This window comes from Nocardia otitidiscaviarum (assembly GCF_007362295.1).
GTDB classification, from domain to species: domain Bacteria; phylum Actinomycetota; class Actinomycetes; order Mycobacteriales; family Mycobacteriaceae; genus Nocardia; species Nocardia otitidiscaviarum.
Genome location: NZ_CP041695.1, coordinates 1,216,861 through 1,237,192, shown reverse-complemented (window position 1 = coordinate 1,237,192; position 20,332 = coordinate 1,216,861). Strand labels below are relative to the sequence as shown.

The window sequence follows — 20,332 nt, the reverse complement described above, 5'->3', positions numbered from 1 at the left end:
AACCACCCTGTCCACCCACGGTCGAGAATGACCGATGGTCGACGACGCGGTGGCGTGGCGCGCGGGATCGGTGTGTCAGCCGCGCGCCCGGTCGGCGATATCGAGCGCCGCGAGGTACCCGAACACCAGCGCCGGACCGATGGTCGCCCCCGGTCCAGCGTAGGTATGGCCCATGACCGGCGCACTGGTGTTGCCGGCCGCGTAGAGCCCCGCGATCACCGAGCCGTCGGCCCGCAGCGCGCGGCCGGCGGCGTCGGTGTCGATGCCGCCCTTGGTGCCGAGGTCGCCCGGCACCAGCCGCGCCGCGTAGAACGGGCCCTTGGTCAGCGGCCCGAGGCTCGGATTCGGCTTGTTGGCGATATCGCCGTAGTAGTGGTCGTAGACGCTCTCGCCGCGCTGGAAGTCCTCGTCCGCCCCGTTGTCCGCGAAGCCGTTGAAGCGCTCGACGGTGGCGGTCAGGGCGGCGGCGGGCACGCCGATCCGCTCCGCCAGTTCCGCGATGGTGGCCGCCTCGACCAGCACGCCGGACTCCAGCCACGCCTTGGGCAGCGGGGCGCGGCCGGGCAGCGTCGCGAACATGTACCGGTTGCGGTACTTCTTGTCGAAGATCAGCCAGGCGGGAATGTGCTCGCCCGGACCGTCGCCCTGCCCGAAGTCGCCGCCGTACATGCGATGCACCGCTTCGACATACGGCAGCGATTCGTTCATGAACCGCTCTCCTCGGGCGTCGACGATGATGCTGCGCGGCAGTGACCGTTCGGTCAGCGCGAACCACGGCCCCTCGGGCAGCGGGATGGCGGGCCCCCACCACGCGTCGTCCATGAGGCGCACGGCCGCACCGAGTTTCAGCGCGGCGGTGATGCCGTCACCGGTGTTGGTGGGCGCGCCGGTGGTCCACTCCGAACCGACGGGCTCACGCTGGTACTTGCGCCGCATCTCGGCATTGTGCTCGAAACCGCCGCAGGCCAGGATGATTCCGTGCCGGGCCCGCCACACCTCGGAGCGACCGTCGCGCTCGACGCGGGCGCCCACCACGCGATCGTGCTCGGTGATGAGTTCGGTGAGCGCGGTGCCGAGTTCCACGGGCACCCCGGCCGTTCGCAGCCCCAGCATGAGTTCGCCCATGAGGGCCGCGCCGAGGCCGCGCAGGCGGCGACCGCGCAGGTACGCCCCGATGGCCCGCGCACCGACCCGCAGCATGGCGGCCGGACCACGCCAGGTGCGCAATCCCACACTGATCCAACGGTATTCGGACTGCTTCACCACGACATTGGTGGGCGCGGTGCTGTAGGGCGGATGCAGGGTGGCGGCGTCCGCGCCGAGGCGGCGGGTGTCGAAGGGCAGCGGCTCGCAGGAGCGTCCACCCGCCCGGCCGCCGGGGGCCTCCGGATAGTAGTCGGAGTAGCCGCGCACCCATTCCAGATGCAGTGGGGCGGTGTCGATCAGGAAGTTCAGGGCTTCCGCGCCGCGGTCCAGGTAGGCGTCGATCCGGGCCGGATCGGCGTGCGGCCCGACAATGCCGTGCAGGTAGCGGCGGGCCTGTTCGAGGTCGTCGGCCGGGGCCTGCTCGCGCAGCACCCGATTGTCGGGAATCCAGACACCGCCGCCGGACCGCGCGCTGGAACCGCCCCAGTACGAAGACTTTTCGATGACGACCGGGTGCAGGCCGTGGGCGGCGGCGGTCAGCGCGGCGCTCATACCCGCCGCACCCGAACCCACCACGAGAACGTCGACGACGCGCTCGGCAGTTTCCGCATCCGAGCCCGAAATCTTCACGACGGTCCTTTCAGATCTTGTGCGAGCGGAAGGTTACCCGCCGGTCACCAGCCGGGCGAATCGGGCCGCACGCCCCGTCGGGCGAGCGGCTAGATTGACTGCGGGTCGGACAGTCCGAACGGGAGAACACAGGTCCATGGAACGCAACCGCGGCATCGCCGCCACCGGCGCACTCGCCCGCGCCGCCGTCCGGCTGTCGGTCGCGGCCGGGGTCGCCGCACTCGCCACGACGGTCGCGATCACTCCGGCCGGGGCGGAGCCGGCCGGATGCGCCGCCGTCACGACAACCGCACTGCCGCTGCGGATTCCGGTGCTGGACTGGGCGGAGAGCATCGGCGTCGATGCCCGCGGCGATATCTGGGTGGGGCGCATGTATCGCAACGCGGTGGAACGCTACAGCCCCTCCGGTGAACTCACCGCGACGGTCCCCGTGGCCTTCCCCGGCGCGATCGCCTTCGGCCCCGACGGCCTGCTGTACGTGAACACCGGCAATGCGCCGTTCTCGGCCCTCACCCGCTCCGGCGGCGTCGTCCGTCTGGATCCGACGGCCGCCGGCCCCCGACCGGAGCCCTTCGTGAGCGGCCTCGGCATGGCCAATGGCGCGGACTTCGACGCGGCGGGCAACCTCTACGTCGGCGACACCACCGCCGGGGTGATCCGCATCCGTCCCGACGGCACCGTCGACACCGCGTGGACCGAGCGCGCCCCGAAAACCGTCAGCGCCGCCGGCCTCGCCGTCAACGGCATTGCCGTACACGGTGATTCGGTCTACGTCACGATCATGAGCAGTCCGGCCGCCCGGGTGCTCCGCGTCCCCCTCGACGATCCCGGCCGTCCGACCGTGGCCGCCGACCTCGCGGCCACCCCGTTCACCGCCCCCGCCCTTCCCGACGATCTCACCGTCGGCCCGGACGGCCGACTCTACGTCGCCACCACCAGCGGCCACCTGGTGCGCCTCGACCCGGACACGCACACCACCTGCACCGTACTGACGGGCGAACCCATGACCGCGGTGACCACCGTCCCCGACTCCGACCGGGAACTGCTGGTGAGCACGGAAAGCGGCACGGTGCTGCGGGTCCGGCTCGGCTGAACGCCGGTGGCCTACGATCGACCCACCGCCGCCCGAGCGGCCCACCGGGATTCGCTCCGACCCCGGCAGCGGGCGCGCCGAGGAGCTGACAGGTGACCACCGAACAGATTCGGCGCCTCGAAGGGGCCATGGTGGACGGCCGCCGGTGGCGGGTGGGGACGCATCGGACAACGGTCGTCGAGCAGCCGGGGCTGGGGGCGATGGCGCAGCGGGTCGTCTGGGCGGCCTTCGATGCGGATGGCGCTGTCGTTACGTCGTTTCGGATCGATAACGATGGTGCGTACCTCGACATCGAGGGGGCGGCGCTCGAACTGCCCGACGACGCGCTCGTCGGTGTGGCGCATCCGCTGCACCTCGGCGACGCCCGCGCACGGTGGCGCGCGGTGTACTCCGAGCGCGGGCTGGCGCAACCGTTCGCTCAGCTCGATCGTGACGTGTACGCCTGCACGGCGGCGGAGGCCGCGTCGAATCGCTTGGCCCGCTTCGACAATCGCCGGGTGGCCACGGCACGGGTGTTCGGACTTCAGCGGTTCGGCTGGGTCCTCGCCGACCGGTGGGCGCACCGCCGCGTCGACGCCCGCCACGACGTGACGCTCACCCTCGACCGCGGCATTCGGGGCGGGTTCCACGACGACCCCGACGAGCTGCGCATCTTCGGAGTGGAGGTGAGCGGCGGCGTCTTCGGGGCATTGGAGCCCGTCGCCGCCTCGGAGCTGCTGCGACAGCTGGAACGGCTCTCCCGCTGACGCTGTTACTGTCGATGGGACCACTGGCGCGGCGCTGTCGCATCTCGCGCCGCGCCGACGAGAATGGTCCTCCCGTGAAATACCTCCCCCGCGTCATCCTGTTCCTGGCGATTCCCGCCCTGCTGTTCCTCCTACCCTGGTGGACGCTGGTCGCCGCGCCCACCGACGGCGCGAGCACGCTGTTCTGGCTGGGTACGGCGGTATTCCTGCTGGGCTACGCCGTGCTGCCGACGACCATGATGCTCGGGCACGGGAGCAGACAGTCGGATGCGGCGTCGATCGTGGGCGACACCCTGCTGGGCGTGATGTGGGTGCTGTTCAGCTGGTCGGCGATCGGCCTGGCGGCCGGGGTGGGGTTGTCGGTCGCGGGCGTGGACGATCCGGCGCGCTCCCGACTCGTCGCGGCGGGGGTGCTCGGCGTCTCGGTGGCGCTCAGCGTCTGGGGCGTCGTCGAGGCACGTCGGGTGCCCCGGGTACGCACCGTGGAGGTGCCCATCCGCGGGCTCGGCGCGGGCCTGGACGGGTTGCGGGTCGCGGTCGTCACCGATACCCACTACGCCGCCACCGACCGGCTGCGCTGGTCCGAACGCGTGGTCGAGGTGGTCAATGCGCTCGAACCCGATATCGCCTGCCATGCGGGCGACCTCGCCGACGGCGCGGTGGAGAAGCGGCACACCCAGGTCGACCCGCTCGGCAAGGTGGAGGCCCGCCTGGGCCGCTACTACATCACCGGCAACCACGAGTACTTCGGCGACGCCCAGGGCTGGATCGACCACATGACCTCGATCGGCTGGCAGCCCCTGCACAACCAGCACGAAACCCTCACCCACGGCGGCGACAGCCTCGTCCTGGCGGGCATCGACGACCCCACCGGCACCACCCTCCCCGGCCACGGCCCCGACCTCACCGCCGCCCTGGACGGCGCGAACCGCGACCTCCCCGTCATCCTGCTCGCCCACCAGCCCAAGCAGATCATCGAAGCCCAGGCGGCGGGCGTAGCCCTGCAGATCTCCGGCCATACCCACGGCGGCCAGATCTGGCCCTTCCGCTACCTGGTCCGCCTCGACCAGCCGGTGGTGGCGGGTCTGTCCCGGCACGGCGCGACCCAGCTCTACACCAGCCGCGGCACCGGCTTCTGGGGCCCGCAACTCCGCGTCTTCGCCCCCAGCGAGATCACCCTGCTGATCCTGCGTGCGGAACGGACCGACTCCGGCCGATGATCGTGAGGCACGGATGCCAGCGGACGGGAAGGTCGATCCCGGCCTGCGCGGCCGGGCCGCTCAGTCGCGGGGCGGGGCGGCCAGGCGGAGCAGGGCGGCACGGAGGTCCGGGCGGGGGCCGCGGTCCGTCAGTTCCATGAGCGCGGTTTCGGCGATGGCGGCGACGAGCAGGGTGGCGACCGGTTCGGGGTCGCTCCAGCCGAGCGCGGTGAGATCGGCGGTGAGGACGCCGGCGGCCCGCCTGTTGCGTTGTGCCACTTCGTCTCCGAGGGCGGCCTCGGTGCGGGCCTGGACGAGCAGGGCCTTGGTGGCCGGTTCGGCGAGGCAGCCGTCGAGGTACGCCTGGATACCGGTGGCGAGGCGTTCGGCCCCGGGCCGGTGGTCGGCGATCCGGTCCTGTACGCGCTCGAACAGGTGGTCGTGGAAGGCGCGGTGCAGGGCGAGGATGTAGTCGTCGCGGCTGGGCCAGTGCTGGTAGAAGCTGCCCTTGGCCATATCGGCGGTGGCGGTGATGGAGTTGACCGACAGTTTGGACAGGTCGGAGGTGGCCAGCAGGGTGCGGCCGGCGTCCAGCAGGGCGCGGCGGCCCGGTTCGGCGGATCTCATGACACCGATCCTGCCCGGTGCTCGAGAAACGGCCGCACCGCGTCGAGGAACAGCCCCGGGTGCTCGCTGAACGGTTCGTGCCGGGTGGGCAGCGTCGAGATGCGGGCGTGCGGCAGGGCGCGGGTGATACCGCGTCGGTTGAGCGGCCACGGATTGATCGGATCGCGCGTACCCCACACCACCTGAACCGGGGTGTGCGGCAACAGCGGAGCCTCGGCGACCAGGTCGCATCGCGGATCGGCGAGGCTGCGCCACAGCGAGCAATAGACGGCCAGCCGCACCGGATCGTCCGGAACCCGTTGCGCCCGTTCGTAGATGGCGCGGTGTCCGGCGTCGCGCAGCGGTCCCAGGTAGGCGCGGGCACTGGGCCGGACGAGGTGGCGCGCCAGTGCGGGCCGCCCCATCGCTCGACAGACCAGACGGGTCGCGACGGTCGCCGGGGTGAATCCGGCGGGCTGCACCAGCACCACCGCCCGCACCCGTTCCGGCCGGAGCTGTGCCGCGCGCACCGCGGCATAGCCGCCGACACTGTTGCCGATAATGGCAACGCGTTGAATTCCCCTCCGCCCCAACGCATCGACCACCTCGACCGCCACCTCTCCGAGGCTGTCCGCGGTCATCTCCTCCGGGTGCGCGGCGGACGAATCGCCGTAGCCGGGCCAGTCGACACCCGCTACCGGCAGCTCCCGAGCGAATTCCGCCGCGACGGCATCGAAATCGCGATGATCGCCCGGATTGGCATGCAGCAGTAGCACTCCCGGCACATCGCCACGTTCCGGACCGGACAACCACACCGCCACGCTGCCGTGGCGCGTATCGATGTCGAGGCGGGCAGGGCGGTTCATCGCACGCCCCCGTGCTCGACCGGCGGCGCCAACGGCCCGAGCAGCGGTGCGACCACGGTGCAGTCCACCGGCCGCGCCCGCTCCGGGTCCAGGGCATTGATCACCTCCGCGACCGCGACCGGGTCGGATGTCAGGCCGTAGTGCTCGCTGAAGTCGGTGGCGCACACATCCTGCAGCACCACGCTGCGCGCGTTGGGCCCCTCCAGAAGTCCGGTCGTGTACGGGGTGGCGATCTCGTCGTATCGGCTGACGATGCCGACGAATTCGGTGTCGGGCAGCAGCCGGGGGTCGGCGCGCAGCAGGTCGATCATCGGCGAACCCGGCGACATCTGGCACGGTCCGCAGTCCGCGACGATCGCCGCCGCGTCCGGCAGATCACGGACGCGGTCGCCGAGCATGGCCAGCCCGCTGACGGTCGTCCCGTGAAACGGCCCACCCAGGCCGATCAGGCGGGCGATGGTGGACGCGCCATCCAGGTGGTGCATGTAGAAGAAGGGCACCGCGGCACCCATCGAATGCCCCACGACATCCACCCGGGCCGCACCGGTCGCGGTGCGCACGCGGTCGATGAACGCGCCGATCTCGGCGGCGCTGCGCTCGACCGGAGCCAGCGCGCCCACCGCGGGCCCGAGCGCACCCGTGCCGTAGGTGGTGGTGAAGACGCAGTATCCGGACCGCGCGAGCAGGGGCGACAGCGTCTGCCAGGTCACGGTCTCATTGCCCAGCCCGTGCAGCAGTACCACCGGGCGCGGATGACGCTCGTTCGGGCGACAGGACCAGTCGTTCGCACCCGGCGGCGGCTGGCCCGGGGCGGCGGCCTGTGCTGCCAGTCCGGCCAGATAGCTGTAGGGCACCGGCTCGTCCCGCTCGGCCGCGGCCGTACCCGCGGCCCCACCCAGGAGCACCGTCGCCGTGGCGACCAGTGCCGCGCATCGTGTCACGAATTCCACCGCATCCCTTCCTGCCGAAGCACCGGGCGGTCACCACATCGACGGAGTGACCGACCGGTCGGTCATAGGCTACCGCGTGTGACACCGCCCTGGGAAGGGCGTTCGGAGAACGGAATTGCGAGCCGCTACCTCTTTCGCGCGACGTAGTAGCTGTTGAAGATGTCCGCCTCGATGTGCTTCACCTCGACGGAGGCGAATCCGGCGTCGTGCAGCATGCGGGTCGCGAGCTGCTCGCCCCACATGGTGCCGAGCCCGTCACCGTCGAGCGCCAGCGACACCGTCATACAGTGCATGGTGGAGATGGTGTACATGGACGGGCCGAGCGGATGCTCCATGTTCTCCTCCAGATTGCTGGAGGCCTGGATATCCACCATCAGGAAGGTGCCGTCCTCCCGGAGCGCATCGGCGATGCCGCTCAGTACGCGCGCGGGATGCGCCTGATCGTGGATCGAGTCGAAGGCGGTGATCAGGTCGTAGCTGTCGACCACGCCCAGATTCGTCACATCGCGCACCTCGAATCGGGTGTTGGTCACGCCCATCGCCGCCGCCTCCGCACGACCGGTGGCGATGCCCTCCTCGGAGAAGTCGTAACCGACGAACCGGCTGTTCGGAAATTCCCGGCCGAGCAGGTTCAGCGCATGCCCACTGCCGCAGCCGATATCGGCGACGTCGATGCCCTCCCGCAGCAGCTCGGGCAGACCCGGCACCAGCGTGATGGTGACATCGATCAGCGCGACATCGTGGATCGCGGAGCTCTCCTCCGCCATCAGCTGCTGGAACCGGCCGTACTTGGAGTAGGGCACGCCGCCGCCCCGCCGGAAGCAGTCGACGACATCGGATTCGACGCTCGCCGCCAGCGGGATGTACTGAGTGAAGGCGGCGACATTCTCCGGACCGGCTGCCCTGGTCAGCGCCGCCGCATGTTCGGGGGGCAGGGCGAAGGTACGGCTGCCCGGGTCGTAGTCGACGATCTTCCCGACGGTGAGCGCGGACAACCACTCCCGCACATAGCGCTCGTTCAGATTCGCGGCGCGAGCGATTTCCGCACTCGTCGCGGGGGGCAGACCGCTCATGGTGTCGAACAGCCCGGTCTGATGGCCGATACTGACCATGAGCGTCAGGAAGCCATCGTTGATCAGTTCCAGCATGCGGTTGCCGAAGGCCTCCGCCCGGGCGGCGAATTCCGGATCCTCCGATCCGGTCGCGGGGGCGGCTGCGAGTGTTTGAGTACCGTCGGACATGACATCTCGATTCCGAATGATTCGACCTGTTGATCAGCGCGGTCGACGAGCGCCGATCGCCCCCACCGCTTCCTTGTGACACCCACCCCACCCGCGGTGATGCCGACTATGCGCCGCACCCGATCTTCCCGAGACGTGATGCGCATCACATAGTAACCCCGGCGGTAGCAGCCGACAAGGCGAGCGAACCGCCCGCGCCGTCCCGACCGGAACGGCGCGGGCCAGGTCAGGCCGCCTGCGCCAGGCGCGGCCAGGTATGCGGCTGGTCGCGCAGCCACCGCAGGTTCTCCCGCACGGCATCGCGCCAATCCTGGGTCGGCAGGTATCCCAGCTTCGCCGTGGCGTAGTCGCTGGGGCACCACCAGTCCTCGGCGACGTGCACCAGGGACCGGGTCAGGAACGGATCCGCGCCGGGCAGCACCGGATGCAGCGCCTCCATCAGTCCACCGAAGGCGTATCCGGCGCGGTAGGGAACGCTGAACCACGGCGCGGGCGCGCCGATCTCGGCCGCTATGAACTCGATAACCGTTCGGGCGGTAGGGAATTCGGGTCCGCAGATATTGAACGACTCGTACGGATCGAGTCCCGGCGCGAGCGCCGCGCGCGCCACGCCCTCGCCGAGATCGTGGTCCCCGACCAGGGCCAGACGGGCACGTCCGCCGTTCAACCAGGGCACCAGCCGGGTAGGCAGGCGGGGTGCGAGCGCGGACACCAGACCGAGCGCATTCCCCGCCCCGACGAAGTGTCCGAGCCGAAGCGTGACCATTTCCGTTCCCGCACCGCTGCTTTCGCGCAGGTGCCGGTCGAGATCGATCAAGCGGTCGGCATGCGGCCAGAATCCCGTGTACCTGGCCGGGGCGAAATCGCCGACCGCCGTACCGTCCCGGCTCGGCGTGGCGATAGCCACCGTGGCGGCCAGCACGAAGCGACGGGCACCGGCCGCCACCGCCTGATTCACGAGGTCGACCGCGGGCTCCAGGAAGTGGGTGCGCTCTTCGCGGCGATGACCCCAGAAGGCACCCCAGGTGCCGAGGTGGCAGATCACATCGACATCGCGCACCACGTCGCGGCGGTAGCCCGGATCGAGCAGGTCGCCCGATCGCACCTGGCCGGTGAACCAGTCGGGCAACCGAATCGGGTTGCGGCAGGCGGCAATCGGTTCGGCATCGGCGCGCGTGGACAGTGCCCGCAGGGCGCGGCCGCCGAGGAACCCGGTGGCTCCGGTGACCAGTACCCGGGTGCGGTCGGTGGTGCTCATGCCAGGCCCTTCAGCTCGACGGCGGGAGTGGCCGCATCGATGTCCGACCGGTTCTTGCCGATACGCAGTTCACCGGCGCGCAGGGCGAGCACGGCCGCCGCGAGTGCGAAGATCCCGCAGACGAACAGCGCCCGCTGGAAGCCCGCGGTGAATGCCTCCGGCGGTGCCGTCGCCGCGGCGAGCAGCTCGTTGGTACGCGAGGTCGCGATGGCGGTCAGAATCGCCAAACCCAGTGCGGCGCCGAGCTGTTGCGAACTGTTGAGCAGTCCGGCCGCCAGGCCCGCCCGGTCGGCGGGCACCCCCGCGTTGGCCGCGGTCGTCACGGCCACGAATACCGCGCCGAGTCCGATGGACACCACCAGCAGGCCGGGCAGCAGATCCGACCGGTAGTCGCCGCCGACCGGAATGCGGGACAGCTGGAACATGGCGGCCGCGGCGATCAGCGCACCCGCCACGATCACCGGCCGGGTGCCGACGCGTTCGAACAGCTTGGCGGACACGCCCGCGGCGATACCCATGCCCACGGTCACCGGTAGATACGCGGCACCGGCCTGGGTCGGCGAGAAGCCGAGCACATTCTGCATGTAGAGGGTGAGGAAGAAGAACATGGAGACGAATCCGGCGAAGGCCAGCATCTGGGTGGCGTCGGCGGCGGCCAGGCCGCGAACCCGGAAGATGGAGAAGGGGAACAGCGGATTGCGGTGGCGCAGTTCGTTTCCGATGAACGCGGCGAGCAGCAGCGCCGCCCCGGCGAAGCAGGCGAGGGTGACGGCGGTGGTCCAACCCTGCTCGGGCGCGCGCACCAGTGCGTAGACGAGCAGCAGCATGCCACCGGTGCCCAACAGCGCACCGGCGGCATCGAAATCGCGCACCCGCTCGCGGGGGCCGTCGGCGGGCAGCAGCCGGTGCGCGGCGGCGATGATGGCCAGGCAGACCGGCAGATTCACCAGCAGCACCCACCGCCAGCCGGGACCGTCCGACAGCACGCCGCCGAAGAAGACCCCGGTGGCGGCGGCCAGGCCGGAAACCGCGCCCCAGACGCCGAGCGCCCGATTGCGGTCGGCCGTGGACCGGAAGGTGGTGGTGAGGATGGACAGCCCGGCCGGGGCCATCAGGGCCGCGCCCACGCCTTGCAGGACGCGCGCAGCGACCAGCATCTCGGGGGTGACGGCGAGTCCGCCCGCGAGGGAGCAGGCCGCGAACAGGACGGTTCCGGCGACGAGCATGCGGCGGCGTCCGACCAGGTCGGCCAGCCGCCCGCCGAGCAGCAGGAAGCCGCCGTAGGTGAGCAGGTAGCCGCTCAGCACCCACTGCACGCCGTGCGCCGTGAAGGGCAGGTCCGCGCGGATCGAGGGCAGGGCGACATTGAGGATCGAGGAGTCGACGATATCGAGGAATTGGACCGCGCAGAGGAGTAGCAGGATCAACCGGCCGCGGGCCGAGGTCAGGGTGGAGTCGGTTTCGGCAACCATGATTCACCTTCGATTGGACTGTTTAGTCCAATCGAAGGTAGCAGCCTTTGGACTATTCAGTCCAGAGTAGTGACGGGCCGTCCGCCCACAGCGAAATCAGGCGGCCTCCATCCGCAGCCGCACCAGCCCGGCCTCCACCGCCAATCGCAGCGAGACGGGGTCCCGCCGCGCATGCCCCAGCAGCAACCCGCCCTCCAAGCTCGCCAGCAGTCCGGTCGCCAGCGCCGCCGAATCGGCGCCCGACCGCAACTCACCCCGCTCGACCATGCGCGCGATGGCATCGGCGAACAGCCGCTCCCACGCGTCGAACGCCGACGCGACCTGCTGCCGCGCGGCCTCGTTCCGATCCCCCACCTCACCGGCCAGGGTCCCGATCGGGCATCCGGCCATGGTCTGCTCGTACACCGCCACGAACCCCGCGAGCGCCTGCTCGAGCTCCTCCAGACTCGCCACCCGACCCAGCAACCGAGTCAATTCCTCGATCACCCGCCCGCACCGATACCCCACCGCGGCGGCGATCAGATCGTCCCGATCGGCGAAGTAGTGGTACAGCTGGCTCTTGCTCGCCCCCGTCGCCGCGCGCACCACATCCAGACTCGTGGCATCTACCCCGCGTTCGCCGATGAGTTCGGCCGCCTGCTCGACAATCCGCTCCCGGGTCGCGCGCCCCCGGGTGGTCTTCGGGTCATTCGACATACCACGATGGTAGTCCAGTTCTGGACCACTCGGTCCATACCGCTGCCGTCGGCGAATTCCGCACGAATATCGACGCATACTCGATACCCCTTCCGCCGGAATTCCTGAAATTTACGACATATATACGAATGCGGCGGCGCATGCCCATGGCAATGCACCGCCGCGTTCGTGATGGATCAGGCGAAGATTCCGACGATCGAGCCGATCAGCTTGACGATCGCGGTGCCCAGGTCCAGGCCGCTCCCGAGCACGCCGGAACCGCTGTTGAGCACCGAGGAACCTGCATCGATTCCGCTGACGAAGTTAATCATTTCTGAACCACCTGTACTGATGAGGAGGGTTTTCGGGGACAAGGGGAAAGCTAACACCGGCAATTTCGGTCGACAACCCTTGTAATCGAAAGAAGGACACCGCTGATCACAATAATCAAATCGAGCCGAATACATCCCGATCAGCCGGGCCCCAACCCTGGCCACTACCGGCTCCCATAGATTCCGCGAATAGTTCGACAATTGCAGTTATTGGGCCGTTATTAACTTGGAATTCAGAGAATCCGGGCATTGTGAGTCCGGTCACCGAGCTGCCCCCGATCTCAGGGGCATGGCCTCCGGGGCACAGAAGATCCGGATTCCGCCACCGGCCCGGCTTTTCTACCGTCTGCCGTACGACGCGACGATCGCGTCGATCTGTCGAAGGTTGTGCATAGCTCCATGGAGGACGGTCATGGTTTCGAGGATCGGTTCAGCAGCGGTTCGTTTCGGCGTGGGAGCCGCGGCGGCGGTGGCGACATGTATGGGGTCGGCCGTGGCCGCCGGCCAGCCGGGTAGCGCCGACACCGGTAGCGGCATTCTCGGCGACATCATCGGTTCCGGCAGTTCCTCCGGAAGCTCCGGCAGCGGTTCCGGCGGCAGTGGTTCCGCGGGCGGGGGCTCGTCCGACAGCGGATCCTCCGGCAGCGGCCTGCCCGGCGGCGGCGTCCAGCAGTGCAACAACTCCACCAAATCCGGCGGCGCGGGCGTAACCACCACGGTCCACCAGCTCGGCGTCGCCGGACCCACCTCGTTCGTGCTGGCCTACGAGACATACGACATTCCCGATCGGATTCAGGTCTTCTACGAGAATGCGCAGATCCACGACACCGGGTATGTCGGCGACAATGCCAACCAGGGCACGGGTTCGGCCGTGGTGACCGTCCCGGCCGGTGGTGCCACCTCGGTCACCGTCCGGGTCACCGGGCCGTCCCGGACGAAATGGGAGTACACCGTCCACTGCCCCCGCTGACCGCCGCTCAGGCCCGGTGGCGCGGATCCCGCAGAAAGCCGTCCCTCGCGGCTTCCCGATAGAGATCCACCCGCGTCCGCACGGGCCGACCGGCCTCGGCGTACTTGCGGCGGATCCGGCCGAGGTAGTCGTTGACGGTGTACTCCGACAGCCCCAGCCGCCGCGCCACCGAACCCGCCGTCTCGCCGTTCGCGTACAGCTCGAGCACCTCGCGCTGCCGCGTCGGCAAGATGATGTCCCCCAGGCCCGGGTCGGAGCCGACGGCCGGTGCCCCACTCGCCGTGGGCACCGGCCGTCCGGCGGCCGCCGCCCGCACCATCGCCACCGTCAGCTCGACCGGGTCGGACTTGAGCGCGACACCCAGTGCCCCGGCCCGCGCCGCCGCCCGAATGAGGTCACGCCGTTCCCCGGCGGTATAGATCAGCGCGCCGAGCCCGCGTTCCCGCAATGTCGTGATGTTCGCCCGCGGTGTGGACCCGTCGGCGAGCACCAGACTCAGCACGACCAGATCGAGATCCGTTGCCCGCGCGAGGAGTTCGGGCACGGTCGGCGCGATCGCGGTCACGGCGAGATCCGGCTGCTCGCCCAGCACCGCGGCCAGACCCACAGCGGTGGCCTGATGGTCTTCGACATACCCGATACGGCGTGACGCACCGGGCTCGGCGAAATCACCCGGGAGTTCGGTAGCCGCGATACCGGCCATCGATAGGATGTGGCGCAAATTCACGCATCGATATGTACCGGACGTTTATCCACGCGGCAATGAGAATTCGTGCCAGTTACCATACCGACCAAGCGCCACATTTCCGAGATATCCGAATACGCAAACCGGATATTTCCACCATCAGCGCGTGAGTACCACAATGGGAATCTCCCATTCCACCGCATCCTGCATATCCCTCAGGAATCCCCACCGCTCGATCTGCCTATCCCACAACCGTTTCCGCTCCTCCCCCGCCGCCACCGACGCGACCATCGACCACACCTCGCGCCCGACCTCGACCTCCACTCGCGGCCGCGCGACCAGATCATGAAACCAATTCGGCCCCCGCTCCCGCCCGTTGTCCGCCGCGAACACCACCAACCGCTCCCCATCCCGCGCATACCCCACCGGTACGGTTCGCCGCTCCCCGCCATCCCCCTCGGTGGTCAGCAACAACACATCGAACTCCGCGTACACCCCGCCCAACTTCCCCCCATTGGCCCGAAACTCCGCAACGGCCTCCCGCTGCACGCGGCGACTCTCCTCGTAGGACATGTGCCGATGGTAGGCACCGCGAGCTACCGGAATCGCCCCGGACTATTCCGTCGCCGATCGGTGCCGCACCGCGACGCCGTCGAGCAGCAATCCGACTCCGGTCGTGAGCAGGTCGTCGAAGGACAGTGCTGGGCTCGGCGGGCGGGCAGCGAACATCCGGTGCAATGTCGGGCGGATGCGCGGGTCGAGTAGTTCGGCGATCTCGGCCGGGACCGTGTCCGAGCCGGCGCCCGGAAACTCACCCCGATCGGCGTTCCACATCAGCGCCAGCCCCTGTGCCAAACCGGAGCAGACGAGGTAGACGGCGAGCAGATCGGTGCCGGTCAGTTCGAGTTCGTCGAGGGCCGTGAAACTGCGTTCCAGCGAGTCCAACAGGGCCGGACCGACAGGTGGTCTGGTGCGGGCGAGCACCGCGAGCAACCAGGGGTGTCGCCGATAGAGCCGCCATTCCGCGCCGGCCTCCGCGGCCAGCGTGCTCCGCCAGTCCGGTCCGGGTGCCGGCGCCGGTGTCTCCTCCATGGCCAATTCGGTCATCGCTGCCACCAGAGTCTTTCGGTCGGGGTAGTAGCGGTACAGCGCGGCGGTCGCGACACCGAGTTCGCGAGCGAGGCGGCGCATGGTGAGGCCGTCGAGACCGTCCCGGTCCGCGACGTCGATCGCGGTGGCGGCGATGTGGACGGCGGTGAGCCGGACGGGTCTGGTCCGGCGCACCGGCGTGCGCCGATCTCGGCGGGCACGGTAGGCCCGCGCTTGGCACGACCGTGAGCAATACCGGCGCATCCGCCCGCGGTCGGCCTGGACCACTTCGCCCCCGCAGTACCCGCACACCGTCGATTTCCGCACACCAACCAGTGTGACGAAAAGGTCGTCACTGTGCTGCACGACTTCTAAATTGGCTGTCGCGAACGCTGTTAACCGGCGTCGCCGCGATGCCGCACGACGGCCAGGACAGCGGTGACCGAACCACCGGAATCAGCGTTCGAACCCCTTTCCGAAATCAGCGAGTACTCGACGTAGGGAGCGATGATGCGAAAAGACCGGACACCCGAAGGGCGAGTTCTGCCTCCCCGGGGCGAGGATTGGCCGCTCGTCCGGGATCGACTGCAGGCACTGCGTGACCTCGACGTCAGCCCCGGACTGGGGCGGCTCAACATCTATTGCCACCAGGGTTCGGAGCAGCTCGCGACGGTCCGGGACGAAGCGGCGCGGGTCTTCGCGCACTCCAACGCGTTCCTCGCGAAGTATCTCGACGGTTCCGACCAGGTCGAGTCCGAGGTGCGCCGGATGGTCCTCGAGGTACTCCATGGCGGCCCGGATGCCCAGGCGTTCATCACCACCGGTGGGACGGAGAGCATTTTCTGCGCGATCCACGCCGCGCGTGAGTGGAGCCGGGTGGAGCGGCCGACGCCAGGTGTCCCCGAGGTGATCCTTCCGTATTCCGGTCATGCCGCATTCGACAAGGCCTGCCATTACCTGGGCATGCGGATCGTGCGGGTCCCGGTTCGGCCGGACTATCGGGCCGATGTGGACGCGATGGCGGCGGCGATCACCCCGAACACCATCGCCATCGTCGGATCCGCGCCGTGCTGGCCGTACGGCACGATCGACCCGATCCCGGACATCGCGCAGCTCGCGCTCGAACACAACCTCTGGATGCACATCGACGCGTGTGTCGGTGGGTTCATCAATCCTTGGCTGGAGCGTCTCGGCTACGAACTGCCCGGATTCGATTTCCGGGTGCCCGGCGTCCGGTCCATGTCGGCGGACCTGCACAAGCACGGGTACGCCGCCAAACCGTGTTCCACGGTCGCCTTCTCCTCGATCGACCTGGAGCGCTATCACTTCGTGCCGGTGGACAACTGGCCCGACGGTGAGTACAAGACGACTGGATTCGTGGGTAGCCGACCGATGTCGTCGGTCGCCACCGCGTGGGCGGTCATGCAGGTACTGGGCGAAGCGGGATATGTCGACCTGACCCGCCGCTGCATGGAGACGAAAGCGGCGCTCGTCAAGGGTATCGAGAGCATCGCCGACTTCCGATGCCTCGAGAACGACTCGACCATGGTCTACTTCCGGTCCGAGCGCCTCGACATGATGACGGTGATCGGGGGCATGGCCGACCGCGGGTACTTCCCGTTCGGTGTCTTCAATCCGGTCATGCTGCAACTCGTCGCCGAACCGGTGTCGCCGGAGGTGATCGACTCCTATCTGGACGACCTCCGGCAGGTAGCCGCCGGCGTCGCCGATGGAACCATCACCTCGACCTCGATCGCCCGATACTCATGATCGCGAATCCGACGATGAAACGATCACCGCTGGCGACATCGGCATTCCAGCTGATCCTGTTCCTGATCGGTCGCCGGATTCAGTGGTTGGCCCGGCACGACCGCGGCTTCCGGTACGACATCCGGGAAAAACGACTGGTCCTGCAGATAGCGCTGCGTGGCGGGCGCGGCATCCGCTGGTTCGAATTCCGGGACGGCACCGTCGACACCCAACGAGGCTGGCACCCCCGCTACGAAGCGGCCGCTCGCGGACACCTCGGGGAACGAGTCACCGTCCTCACCTTCGCCTCGGCCCCGACCGCGGTGCGCATCATGACCAGCGGTACCGGTGATCTGGGGGTCTACCTGAGAGCCATACGCAGCAAGGAATTGGCTCTCGACGGAGATTTCACCCTCTTCCTGTGGTTCGGATGGCTGGCCGACCAGCTCGGACCCCGTCGCTGACCACCGACGGTCGAAGTCCCAGGGCCGGGACAGCACCCCGCGTAGCACCGCGGTTCGTGCCGGTCACCTCCGGCGGGCGGGGTTCAGGCGGATCTCGATGGCATCGGAGGTCGGCTCCTTGACCGGATCGGCGGTGACGCGGACCCGCACGGGACGGCCGGTTTCGGGTTCGACGAAGGACAGGGGCGGGCGGCCGTCCTGCAGGTACTTGTCGCCCCACTGCATGAGGGACAGGAAGACGGGCAGGAGGTCTTCGCCGGAGTGGGTCAGGCGGTATTCGTCGCGGGCCCGCCTACCCGGTTCCCGATAGGGGACGCGGGTGACGACTCCGGCGGACTCCAGCTGCTTGAGGGCTCTGGACACCGCCGGGGCGGACGTGCCGATCCTGGTGACGAAGTCTTCGAATTTGGTTGTGCCGTAGAAGCATTCACGGATCACCAGGAAGACGGTCTTGGTGCTGAGCAGGCCGAGTACTCGTTCCGCCGAGCAGCCGTCGCCGATCGACCAGACGTTCCGGTCACGCAGTCGCTCCTCGAACTCCATCGCCACCTCCGCATTGTAACTAACGCTTGCGTTATTCAGCGCCGCTGTGCTTGCATCTAACTAACGATGTCGTTACCGAGATGGAGGATGCGGTGGTCGCGATAGATGGCAAGGTGGCGGTGGTGACCGGCGGGCGGCGCGGGCTCGGCGCGGCACTGGTGGACGAACTACTGCGGCGCGGAGCGCGCAAGGTGTACTCCACCGCGCGCTCCGCATACGACGACGAGCGGCCGGAAGTGGTGACCGCCGAACTCGAGGTGCGGGCGGCGGATTCGGTGGCGGCGCTGGCGAGGATGGCGACCGACACCGAACTCGTGTTCAACAATGCCGGTGTGCTGCTGCCCGCAGCCCTGCTGACAGGCGAGTTCGACACTGTCGGTGAGACGATCGACGTGAACGTACTGGGTCCGCTGCGGGTGGCACGCGCCTTCGCCCCCATCCTCGCCGCCAATGGCGGTGGCGCGCTGGTGAATATGCATTCGGTGCTGTCCTGGTTGGCGGGCAGCGGGGCTTATGGCGCGTCGAAAGCCGCGGCGTGGTCGGTCACCAACTCACTGCGTATCGAAATGGCGAGCCAGCACACCCAGGTAGTGGGCGTGCACGCGGGATTCATCGACACCGACATGGTTTCGGCTATCCAGCGGCCGAAGGCCACACCTGTCGAGATCGCCGCGCGCATTCTCGACGGCCTCGAATCCGGCGCCACGGAGGTGCTCGCCGACGACGTGACGGTGGCGGTCAAGGCCGCCCTGTCCGGATCCGTGGAGCGGCTGACCTTCCCGGCCGCCAGCTGACACCCACCACCTACCGAGGAGACGAATCACCATGCCCCTGTGGACAATTCACCACACCCCCGGAACCTTCGCCGAGGCCGAAAAACGCGAGCTCGCCACCCGCATCGCCGACCACTACGAACAGGTCGGACTGCCCCGCTTCTACGTGGTCACCCTGTTCCAAGAGGTCCGCCCCGAGAACTTCTACGTCGGCGGCGAATCCACCCCCGTCGGCGTGCGCATCACCATCGACCACATCGCCCGACGCAACCCAGACCAGGCCAGCCGCCGCCGCACCGCCCAGTGGATCCGGAGCATGCTGCAACCCCAACTGGAACGACTCCCCGGCCTGCACTGGGAGTTCCACGCCGACGAGACCAGCGAGGATCTTTGGATGATCAATGGACTGGTCCCGCCGCCGGGCGGTTCGGACGCCGAAAAAGACTGGGCAAAACGAAATTCCACCTTCGCCTACTGAGTACGCGCAGCGCGGTAGCGCTGATCCGGAATCGAAGAAGGCCCCCTGACCTGGAATCCAGGTCAGGGGGCCTTCCGAGTGGAGCTGCCGGGAATCGAACCCGGGTCCTCCGCCGCATCTTCAGGGCTTCTCCGTGTGCAGTTCGCTGTGCCTCTGCTCGGATCTCTCGGTCACGCGAACAAGCCGAGATGACGATCCCAGCCGCTGTTTGATGTCCCGTCCGACGCCGCGGCCGCGGCGGACGGTAGAGCCCTCTAGCTGATGCCAGGGACCGGGTCGAGGGCGAACCCGGGCTGACAGACACGCTCTACTGCTTAGGCAGCGAGAGCGTAGTCGCGCTGATGAGAATCGGCGCTTATAGGGTTACAGCGACGCTTATACGGTGGTCTCCTGCCTGCACCGACACGCTTCCCCTGAATCAACGTACGCAGTCGAAACCGTTCAGCCCCGAGCTGTGTTCATCGATCCAGATGAACTCCCGGTCTCGCGACCGGGCTTGTAACTTTAACACTCCGCGACCGGCGGATCATTCCATTATCCCGCTGTGGCGTGGCTGACACGAACCGCGCAGGTGAGGGGTGGTCAGCGCATGCCCTTGATGCGGCGGCCGATCTCGCGGGTGACCTCGCGCTCGGCGGTGCGGCGGGCCAGGTCCTGGCGCTTGTCGTAGTCCTGCTTGCCCTTGGCCAGGGCCAGTTCGACCTTCACCTTGCCGTCGCTGAAGTACATGGACAGCGGGACCAGGGTGAGGCTGGTCTCCTTGGTCTTGCCGGTCAACTTGTCGATCTCGCGGCGGTGCAGGAGTAGTTTGCGGGTGCGTCGCGGGGCGTGATTGGTCCAGGTGCCGTGGCCGTATTCGGGGACGTGCAGACCGCGCAGCCAGACCTCGCCGTCGTCGATGGTGGCGTAGGCGTCGACCAGCGATGCCTTGCCCTCCCGCAGGCTCTTCACCTCGGTGCCGACCAGCGCGACCCCGGCCTCGAAGGTCTCCAGGATCGTGTAGTTGTGCCGCGCCTTGCGGTTGGTGGCGATGACCTTGCGACCCTTTTCTTTCACAGCACCACTCTAAGTGGTCGGGCAACGGGATTATTCCCTGGTCGGGCCGTGCTAACCGCCGCGTTGCAGCCACAGGTAGAGCAGCAGGGTCCCGATCCACAGGGCGGACATGACGATCGTGGTCAGCCGGGGGCGGCCGCGGCGCGGTGCGCGCCGCGGCCCCAACCAGCCGGTATCCACGATCTCGTGCACTCGCGGCGGTGGGACAACTCCCGCGTCCGCCGCCTCGGCCTCTGGTGGCCGCTCGGTTTCGAGTTCGTCACCAGCGCCGTTACCGGAATCCATGTCCGAAAGGTATCCCCAACCAGGGC

23 protein-coding genes and 1 other RNA gene are annotated in these 20,332 nt (G+C 68.6%); 8 read left to right on the top strand and 16 right to left on the bottom strand.

The annotated features are described in order from the left end of the window. Positions 1-75: 75 nt before the first annotated feature. A complete protein-coding gene (kstD, locus tag FOH10_RS05055) occupies positions 76-1,770 on the bottom strand; it encodes a 3-oxosteroid 1-dehydrogenase (protein WP_425326152.1) in 1,695 nt (564 codons plus the stop codon). 142 nt (positions 1,771-1,912) lie between these two features. Between kstD and FOH10_RS05050 the strand changes: the two genes are divergently transcribed. The 3 genes from FOH10_RS05050 (at position 1,913) to FOH10_RS05040 (ending at position 4,835) form a co-directional block, all read left to right on the top strand. Beyond that, positions 1,913-2,869, top strand: a complete 957-nt coding sequence (locus FOH10_RS05050) for an SMP-30/gluconolactonase/LRE family protein (RefSeq protein ID WP_186000725.1) — start codon at positions 1,913-1,915, stop codon at positions 2,867-2,869. A gap of 92 nt (positions 2,870-2,961) precedes the next feature. Beyond that, positions 2,962-3,615: a DUF4132 domain-containing protein gene (locus tag FOH10_RS05045; RefSeq protein WP_143979816.1), complete on the top strand. Its 654-nt coding sequence runs from the start codon at positions 2,962-2,964 to the stop codon at positions 3,613-3,615. 74 nt (positions 3,616-3,689) lie between these two features. Further along, the gene (locus FOH10_RS05040) at positions 3,690-4,835 is read left to right on the top strand and encodes a metallophosphoesterase (RefSeq protein ID WP_244961626.1); all 1,146 of its coding nucleotides are present in this window, start codon (positions 3,690-3,692) and stop codon (positions 4,833-4,835) included. A 60-nt stretch (positions 4,836-4,895) separates the two neighbouring features. Here the strand turns inward: FOH10_RS05040 and FOH10_RS05035 are convergent, their stop codons facing one another. The 8 genes from FOH10_RS05035 to FOH10_RS05000 form a co-directional block, all read right to left on the bottom strand. Beyond that, positions 4,896-5,441 (bottom strand): TetR/AcrR family transcriptional regulator, encoded by a 546-nt coding sequence (locus FOH10_RS05035; protein ID WP_143979814.1) that lies wholly within the window; start codon positions 5,439-5,441, stop codon positions 4,896-4,898. Further along, on the bottom strand, positions 5,438-6,286 hold the full coding sequence (locus FOH10_RS05030) for an alpha/beta fold hydrolase (RefSeq protein WP_143979813.1): 849 nt from the start codon (positions 6,284-6,286) through the stop codon (positions 5,438-5,440). The genes FOH10_RS05035 and FOH10_RS05030 overlap by 4 nt, the downstream gene beginning before the upstream one ends. Further along, on the bottom strand, positions 6,283-7,236 hold the full coding sequence (locus FOH10_RS05025) for an alpha/beta fold hydrolase (RefSeq protein ID WP_186000724.1): 954 nt from the start codon (positions 7,234-7,236) through the stop codon (positions 6,283-6,285). Before FOH10_RS05025 ends, FOH10_RS05030 begins: the two co-directional genes overlap by 4 nt. A gap of 125 nt (positions 7,237-7,361) precedes the next feature. Continuing rightward, the gene (locus FOH10_RS05020; protein WP_244962043.1) at positions 7,362-8,384 is read right to left on the bottom strand and encodes a class I SAM-dependent methyltransferase; all 1,023 of its coding nucleotides are present in this window, start codon (positions 8,382-8,384) and stop codon (positions 7,362-7,364) included. 319 nt (positions 8,385-8,703) lie between these two features. Continuing rightward, the gene (locus FOH10_RS05015) at positions 8,704-9,735 is read right to left on the bottom strand and encodes an NAD-dependent epimerase/dehydratase family protein (RefSeq protein ID WP_143979811.1); all 1,032 of its coding nucleotides are present in this window, start codon (positions 9,733-9,735) and stop codon (positions 8,704-8,706) included. After that, positions 9,732-11,207: an MFS transporter gene (locus FOH10_RS05010; RefSeq protein WP_143979810.1), complete on the bottom strand. Its 1,476-nt coding sequence runs from the start codon at positions 11,205-11,207 to the stop codon at positions 9,732-9,734. The genes FOH10_RS05015 and FOH10_RS05010 overlap by 4 nt, the downstream gene beginning before the upstream one ends. Before the next feature lie 96 nt (positions 11,208-11,303). After that, a complete protein-coding gene (locus FOH10_RS05005; protein WP_186000723.1) occupies positions 11,304-11,903 on the bottom strand; it encodes a TetR/AcrR family transcriptional regulator in 600 nt (199 codons plus the stop codon). Positions 11,904-12,079: 176 nt separating this feature from the next. Next, entirely contained in the window at positions 12,080-12,379 is a 300-nt protein-coding gene (locus FOH10_RS05000; protein WP_143979808.1) for a hypothetical protein, read from the bottom strand. 247 nt (positions 12,380-12,626) lie between these two features. Between FOH10_RS05000 and FOH10_RS04995 the strand changes: the two genes are divergently transcribed. Beyond that, complete coding sequence (locus FOH10_RS04995; protein ID WP_143979807.1) at positions 12,627-13,184, top strand: hypothetical protein; 558 nt, start codon at positions 12,627-12,629, stop codon at positions 13,182-13,184. A 7-nt stretch (positions 13,185-13,191) separates the two neighbouring features. Here FOH10_RS04995 and FOH10_RS04990 read toward each other — a convergent pair whose 3' ends face one another. The 3 genes from FOH10_RS04990 to FOH10_RS04980 form a co-directional block, all read right to left on the bottom strand. Further along, positions 13,192-13,887 carry a helix-turn-helix transcriptional regulator gene (locus FOH10_RS04990; RefSeq protein ID WP_143979806.1) on the bottom strand — a complete coding sequence of 232 codons (696 nt, stop codon included), beginning with the start codon at positions 13,885-13,887 and terminating at the stop codon, positions 13,192-13,194. A 141-nt stretch (positions 13,888-14,028) separates the two neighbouring features. Further along, positions 14,029-14,442, bottom strand: a complete 414-nt coding sequence (locus tag FOH10_RS04985) for a nitroreductase/quinone reductase family protein (protein ID WP_143979805.1) — start codon at positions 14,440-14,442, stop codon at positions 14,029-14,031. Positions 14,443-14,484: 42 nt separating this feature from the next. Next, entirely contained in the window at positions 14,485-15,153 is a 669-nt protein-coding gene (locus FOH10_RS04980; protein ID WP_244961624.1) for a TetR/AcrR family transcriptional regulator, read from the bottom strand. A gap of 312 nt (positions 15,154-15,465) precedes the next feature. On the opposite strand from FOH10_RS04980, the gene FOH10_RS04975 reads away from it, so the two are divergent. After that, positions 15,466-16,728 (top strand): pyridoxal phosphate-dependent decarboxylase family protein, encoded by a 1,263-nt coding sequence (locus FOH10_RS04975; RefSeq protein WP_143979804.1) that lies wholly within the window; start codon positions 15,466-15,468, stop codon positions 16,726-16,728. A gap of 14 nt (positions 16,729-16,742) precedes the next feature. Then, a complete protein-coding gene (locus tag FOH10_RS04970) occupies positions 16,743-17,171 on the top strand; it encodes a hypothetical protein (protein ID WP_143979803.1) in 429 nt (142 codons plus the stop codon). A 63-nt stretch (positions 17,172-17,234) separates the two neighbouring features. Here the strand turns inward: FOH10_RS04970 and FOH10_RS04965 are convergent, their stop codons facing one another. Beyond that, on the bottom strand, positions 17,235-17,714 hold the full coding sequence (locus FOH10_RS04965) for a winged helix-turn-helix transcriptional regulator (RefSeq protein ID WP_143983865.1): 480 nt from the start codon (positions 17,712-17,714) through the stop codon (positions 17,235-17,237). Between the two features lie 92 nt (positions 17,715-17,806). On the opposite strand from FOH10_RS04965, the gene FOH10_RS04960 reads away from it, so the two are divergent. Both FOH10_RS04960 and FOH10_RS04955 read left to right on the top strand, forming a co-directional pair. Further along, positions 17,807-18,508 (top strand): SDR family oxidoreductase, encoded by a 702-nt coding sequence (locus FOH10_RS04960; protein ID WP_425326129.1) that lies wholly within the window; start codon positions 17,807-17,809, stop codon positions 18,506-18,508. Between the two features lie 31 nt (positions 18,509-18,539). After that, positions 18,540-18,965, top strand: a complete 426-nt coding sequence (locus tag FOH10_RS04955; RefSeq protein WP_143979801.1) for a tautomerase family protein — start codon at positions 18,540-18,542, stop codon at positions 18,963-18,965. A 76-nt stretch (positions 18,966-19,041) separates the two neighbouring features. On the opposite strand, the gene ssrA is transcribed toward FOH10_RS04955, so the two are convergent. The 3 genes from ssrA to FOH10_RS04940 form a co-directional block, all read right to left on the bottom strand. Further along, positions 19,042-19,414, bottom strand: a transfer-messenger RNA (tmRNA) gene (ssrA, locus tag FOH10_RS04950). 133 nt (positions 19,415-19,547) lie between these two features. Continuing rightward, a complete protein-coding gene (gene smpB, locus FOH10_RS04945) occupies positions 19,548-20,021 on the bottom strand; it encodes an SsrA-binding protein SmpB (RefSeq protein WP_029931840.1) in 474 nt (157 codons plus the stop codon). A 51-nt stretch (positions 20,022-20,072) separates the two neighbouring features. Further along, entirely contained in the window at positions 20,073-20,306 is a 234-nt protein-coding gene (locus FOH10_RS04940; RefSeq protein ID WP_143979800.1) for a WLR motif membrane protein, read from the bottom strand. Positions 20,307-20,332 lie beyond the last annotated feature (26 nt).